The sequence below is a fragment of the Burkholderia sp. Ac-20344 genome (assembly GCF_017104975.1).
Lineage (GTDB): Bacteria > Pseudomonadota > Gammaproteobacteria > Burkholderiales > Burkholderiaceae > Burkholderia.
Genome location: NZ_JAAGPP010000266.1, coordinates 1 through 5,876 on the forward strand (window position 1 = coordinate 1; position 5,876 = coordinate 5,876).

Below are 5,876 nucleotides of genomic sequence, written 5' to 3' on the forward strand. Positions count from 1 at the left end.
TAGCGGAAGGGCGGGCGAACCGGAACGGAGCGGAAGGACGGGCGCGGCATGACTGGCGACATCGGGAAGATCGTGGCCGGACGCGGTGGTCGGGCCGTCAAACATCATATGAATGGCGGCCGGGACGCGGGTCCGGACCGGTGGTCGGGCACGCTCATTTTAGGGCCGCGGCACCGCGTGTTCGGGGCGGGCGCGAACGGGTTTTGTAACCGATTGTATGGCACCGGACGAACGGTTTCGCGGGGTCGGTCCATTTCCATCCGAAGCGGCTCAAGCGTCTCGTGCATTCGGGTCCCGAAACGGGCCGCGGCGCCGGCTCGCCAGTCTGTAACCATTGGCGGTATACGGCCCGATACCCGTTCGTCTAGAATCCGCGTAACTTTTACAAACGATCCCCAAATAACGCAGGCGGGGAAGCCGGCAGACGCCGGAGGGACGGAGATTTGCACGCGCCGGGCGTGCATGGCAATTGCCGTTTCCGGGCGCCTTCCGCTGCCACGGGCCGCCTGCCCGCACGCATGATGAACGCACTGGAACAAGAGCTCGCCACGCTGATCATCGGCGAACTGAATCTCGAAGACGTCCCGCTCGAAACAGTGACGGCCGAGACCCCGCTGTATGGCGAGGGTTTCGGGCTCGACTCCATCGACATCCTGGAAATCGCACTGCTGATCTCGAAGAAATACGGCTTCGAGCTGCGTTCGGACAATCCGGACAACCAGAAGATCTTTGCGACGCTCGGTGCATTGGCTGCATACGTCGCCGCGCACCGCACGAAGTGACCGCGTCGCGCTCGGGCGCGGCGCGCAGATGATGACGGCACGCGGCAGCGATCGGCAGACGATACGCGGCCGCGTCGATCGAGGGGAAACGCGATGAACGGAGCAATTCGATGCGGGCGCTCGTGACGGGCGGCAGCGGCGCACTCGGGCAGGCAATCTGCACGGCGCTCGCGCAGGCCGGCCATGAAGTGTGGGTGCATGCGAACCGCCATCTCGCGCAGGCGGAGGCGGTCGCGCAGCAGATCGTCGCGGCCGGCGGCACCGCGCACGCGATCGCGTTCGACGTGACCGACGCCGATGCGACGCTCGCCGCGCTGAAGCCGTTCATCGACGATGCGCCGGTGCAGATCCTCGTCAACAACGCGGGCATTCACGACGATGCGCCGATGGCCGGCATGGCTCGCCGGCAGTGGCACAGCGTGATCGACGTGACGCTCAACGGCTTTTTCAACGTCACGCAGCCGCTGCTGTTGCCGATGATCCGCACGCGGCGCGGCCGGATCGTCAACATCGCGTCGGTGGCCGGCGTGACCGGCAATCGCGGGCAGGTCAATTACGCGGCCGCGAAGGCGGGGCTGATCGGCGCGACGAAGTCGCTGTCGCTGGAGCTCGCGTCGCGCGGCATCACCGTGAACGCGGTCGCACCCGGCATCATCGAATCGCCGATGGCCGAGCACGCGTTTCCCGCCGAACGCATCAAGCAGCTCGTGCCCGCGCAGCGCGCGGGCCGGCCCGACGAAGTCGCGGCGATGGTCGCGTACCTGGTGTCCGACGCCGCAGCCTATGTGACGGGGCAGGTGCTGTCCGTCAATGGCGGGCTCGCATGACGAAGCGCGCAGCGTCGGCGTGACGTAACGCAACGCGGCGCGGCGCAGGCCGCGATGTTGCGCGGCCTGCGCCGCATAGTGAGGAAATCGAATTGTCCGTGCATCCAGTCGACGCCGAACGGCGCCCGTGTTCCCTGTCGTCCACCGCCGCGCCGGTCGCGCGCGGGCCGGCGACGGCCGGGCCGGCCGCATCGCGATCGGGCATGCCCCTCGCGCACGACGGCGGCCGCGCATTGCGGCTCGTCCGGATGAGCCATGCGCGACTCGCCGCGTTGCTGCACGACGTGCGCAGTCGTGGCGACGGATTCGACCACGTGTTGCCTGGCGCATTGGGTGCGGTGTGCATCGGCGCGGGCGGCTCGCAGCGCGATTCCGGAACCGGATCGCACGCGGACGCGGCGGCACGGATGCTGGCCGATGTCGTGCCCGACCTGCCGGTCGCGCCGGTGCCGATGGCATTGCTCGGCGCCGGCTTCGCGCCGGACGATGCCGTCTGCGAAATCTGGCAATGCCATGCGCGCGACCTGCGCAGCGAACGGCGCGGTGCGCTGCACTATCGCTACAGCGAAACGGCGGGTCTCGTGTTCGGCAGCATCGTCGTGCACGAGACGAGCGACACGCACGAAACGGACGAAACGCACGAAACGCACGAAACGCACGAAACGCACGAAACGCACGACGGCGGCACGCCGCTCGAACGCGCGACGCACGATGCGTACCGCGCGCTGTTCGACGTGCTCGATTCGCTCGGCATGCCGCATCCGCTGCGCATCTGGAATACGGTGCCGGCGATCAATGCGGTGCAGTTCGGGATCGAGCGCTATCGTCAGTTCAATATCGGCCGTCAGCATGCGTTCGACGCGTGCCGCCGCGCGCTGACGGGCGGCGTGCCGGCCGCATGCGCGCTCGGTTCGGTCGTGCCGGTCGCCGGTGACGCATCGCCGGCCGCGCCGCTCGCGATCCATTTCCTCGCGAGCCGCACGCCGGCCGATCCGGTCGAGAACCCGCGCCAGGTCAGCGCGTATCACTATCCGGCGCAGTACGGCCCGCGTGCGCCGACGTTCGCGCGCGCAGCCGCATGGGCGCAAGGCGATGCCGCGCCGGTGCTGTTCGTGTCGGGCACCGCGAGCATCGTCGGGCACCGCACCGTGCATCACGGCGACGTCGTCGCGCAGACGCGCGAGACGGTCGCGAACCTCGCGGCCGTGCTCGAGCAGGCCGCGCGCCAGGGGCACGGCCCGTTCTCGCTCGCCGACCTGAGCTATCGCGTCTACGTGCGCGACGCCGGCGATGCCGCGGCGCTGGCCGCGATCGAGCATGTGCTGCGCGATGCGGCCGGCCCCGGCGTGCGGCCGCTCGTCGTCCATGCGGACGTGTGCCGCGACGACCTGCTGATCGAGATCGAGGCCAGCGCGGGGCATGAGGAGGCGTGGCTGTCATGAAGCGCGAGAACCTCACGATCCCGCAGCCGGCCCCGCACACGGGCGGCGTCGAAGAAGCCTGCCGACGGTCGCCGGCAAGTCATAAACTTTTGTCAGGATCCCCGTCTTCGCAATCGGCCGTTCCCATGTCCAAGCTGCACGCCTCGTCCACCCATCTCGTCCTGATTCCGAGCTACAACCCGGGCGCCAAGGTCGACACGACCGTGCGCAATGCCCGCGCGCAGTGGAATCCGGTGTGGGTCGTGGTCGACGGCAGCACCGACGGCAGCGCCGAACGGCTGCAGGCGATGGCCGAGCGCGACCCGGGGTTGCGCGTGATCGTGCTGCCGGAGAACCGCGGCAAGGGCGCCGCGGTGCTCGCCGGGCTCGACGCGGCGGCCGCGAGCGGCTTCACGCATGTGTTGACGATGGATTCCGACGGCCAGCATCCGGCCGACCTGATTCCCGCGTTCATGGCCGCGTCGCAGGCCGCGCCCGGCGCGATGGTGCTGGGCGTGCCGAAGTTCGACGCGAGCGCGCCCCAGTTGCGTGTGCAGGGCCGCCGGCTGTCGAACGCCTGGGCCGACCTCGAGACGCTGTGGGCCGGGATCGGCGATTCGCTGTACGGGTTTCGCGTGTATCCGGTCGCGCCGCTTGCCGCGATCATGCGCCGCCAGCCGTGGATGCGCGGCTTCGACTTCGATCCCGAGGCGGCCGTGCGGCTGTGCTGGGCCGGCGTGCGTCCGATCCGCCTCGATGCGCCGGTGCGCTATTTCGACCGGCACGAGGGCGGCGTCTCGCACTTCCATTACGGCCGCGACAACGCGCTGCTCGCGTGGATGCACCTGCGGCTTTTCACCGGCTTCGCGGTTCGACTGCCGATGCTGGTCGCGCGGCGGCTGACGCGACGCCACAACCAGGCGGCCTGAGCGGGGCCGTTTTCCATGCCGATCGTCGCCCGGCCGCGGCGATTGCTCCGTTTTTCATCGTCAATCCCGCGCCGGCGCACCGCTTCATCCCAATCTGCTGAGTAATGAGCGTGTCATCTGATGTAAACATCTGGTAATTTTCTGCCGGATTATGCAAAATCGCCGCTCCCAAATACAACTATCGAGGGATTCCGGGATGCAACTCAAGAAAGCGGTGGCAGCGTGTGGCGTGGCGTGTCTGTTGAGCGCGTGCGGCGGGGTACAGAGCCTTGACGCGAACAGCCTGACGTCGGCGGGGACCAGCCTGTACAAGGCAGCGACGCTGTCGGATGCCGACATTGCCGCACTGTCGAACGACTCGTGCAAGTCGAGCGATGCCGAATCGAAGGTCGCGCCGGCGAACAGCGCGTACTCGAAGCGCCTGACGAAGGTGATGAAGGGCTTCGGCGACATGTCGCTGAACGGCCAGAAAATCAACTACAAGGTCTACATGACCAAGGACGTCAACGCGTGGGCGATGGGCAACGGCTGCGTGCGCGTGTACAGCGGCCTGATGGACATGATGAACGACGATGAACTGCGCGGCGTGATCGGCCATGAAATGGGCCACGTCGCACTGGGTCACTCGAAGAAGGCGATGCAGACGGCCTACGCGGTCAGCGCGGCGCGCACCGCGGCCGGCGCGGCATCGCCGGGCGTGGCGGCACTGACGAGCTCGCAGCTCGGCGACATCACCGAGAAGTTCATCAACGCGCAGTTCTCGCAGACGCAAGAAAGCGCGGCCGACGACTACTCGTTCGACCTGCTCAAGCAGAAGGGCATGAACCAGAAGGGTCTGGTCACGTCGTTCCAGAAGCTCGCGAAGCTGGACGGCGGCAAGAGCTCGATGATGGATTCGCACCCGTCGTCGGCGAGCCGCGCGCAGCACATCGAGGATCGCATCGCGAAGGGCAGCTGATCGCGCAACCGGTCGCCTGCCGACGCGGGCGATCGACCGGCGACATGAAAAACCCCACGCTCTTCCGGGCGTGGGGTTTTGTTTTTCTGGCGTGGGCCGCTTACGGCACCATGCCCGGCAGCACGTACGCCTGCGCGAGCGTGATCAACCCGACGATCACCGCGAACAGCAGGCTGTGCCGCACCGTGAAGCGGAACAGCTCCGACTCCTTGCCGACGAGGCCCGTCGCCGCGCAGGCGACCGCGATCGACTGCGGCGAGATCATCTTCGCGGTCACGCCGCCCGTCGTGTTCGCGGCCACCGCGAGCGTCTCGGGTACGCCGAGCTGATGAGCCGTGGCCTGCTGCAGCGAGCAGAACAGCGCATTCGACGACGTGTCCGAACCCGTCAGGAACACGCCGAGCCAGCCGAGGAACGGCGAGAAGAACGGGAACGCGGCGCCGGTCGCGGCCAGCATCAGCGCGAGCGTCGACGACATCCCCGAATAGTTCGCGACGAACGCGAACGCAAGCACGAGGCCGATCGACAGGATCGGGCGCGTCAGCTCCTTCAGCGTCTCGCCGAACGTGACGAGCGCGTCGCGCGGTTTCATCCGCAGCAGTGCCATCGAGATCAGCGCGGTCACGAGGATCGCGCTGCCCACCGCCGACACGAGATCGATCTTCAGCACGGCGTCGAGCGCCTTCGGCGTCGCGGCGATCGGCGCGGTCTTCACGACGAGCTGGTCGAGCCCCGCCACATGGAACTTCAGCACGGTCGACGCGAGCGCGCCGTGCGCGGCGAACAGCGCCTTGAACGGCGCGATGCTCCATACGGTGACGACGGCCGTCAGGATCAGGAACGGCGACCACGCGCGCACGGTCTGCGCAAGCGTGTACGGCGACGCCTGCCGGCGCGCGCCGGTGCTGAAGCCGTCGCGCGAGCCCGCGCCGCCGAAGCCCGCGAGCGCCGCGCCGCCG

At 68.1% G+C, this 5,876-nt stretch carries 6 protein-coding genes; 5 read left to right on the top strand and 1 reads right to left on the bottom strand.

The window, feature by feature from the left end; genetic code table 11:
- Window positions 1–521: 521 nt before the first annotated feature.
- The 5 genes from G3N64_RS37815 to G3N64_RS37835 all read left to right on the top strand — a co-directional run bounded on the left by G3N64_RS37815 (window position 522) and on the right by G3N64_RS37835 (window position 4,917).
- On the top strand, window positions 522–782 hold the full coding sequence (locus G3N64_RS37815; protein WP_043187455.1) for a phosphopantetheine-binding protein: 261 nt from the start codon (window positions 522–524) through the stop codon (window positions 780–782).
- Window positions 783–892: 110 nt separating this feature from the next.
- Window positions 893–1,609 (top strand): 3-oxoacyl-ACP reductase FabG, encoded by a 717-nt coding sequence (fabG, locus tag G3N64_RS37820; RefSeq protein ID WP_205788698.1) that lies wholly within the window; start codon window positions 893–895, stop codon window positions 1,607–1,609.
- Window positions 1,610–1,701: 92 nt separating this feature from the next.
- Window positions 1,702–3,051 carry an endoribonuclease L-PSP gene (locus G3N64_RS37825; RefSeq protein WP_205788699.1) on the top strand — a complete coding sequence of 450 codons (1,350 nt, stop codon included), beginning with the start codon at window positions 1,702–1,704 and terminating at the stop codon, window positions 3,049–3,051.
- A gap of 125 nt (window positions 3,052–3,176) precedes the next feature.
- Window positions 3,177–3,959: a glycosyltransferase family 2 protein gene (locus tag G3N64_RS37830; protein WP_205788700.1), complete on the top strand. Its 783-nt coding sequence runs from the start codon at window positions 3,177–3,179 to the stop codon at window positions 3,957–3,959.
- Between the two features lie 196 nt (window positions 3,960–4,155).
- The gene (locus tag G3N64_RS37835) at window positions 4,156–4,917 is read left to right on the top strand and encodes a M48 family metallopeptidase (protein WP_205788701.1); all 762 of its coding nucleotides are present in this window, start codon (window positions 4,156–4,158) and stop codon (window positions 4,915–4,917) included.
- Window positions 4,918–5,017: 100 nt separating this feature from the next.
- On the opposite strand, the gene G3N64_RS37840 is transcribed toward G3N64_RS37835, so the two are convergent.
- A partial coding sequence (locus G3N64_RS37840; protein ID WP_205788702.1) for an L-lactate permease occupies window positions 5,018–5,876 on the bottom strand: 859 nt, incomplete at its 5' end.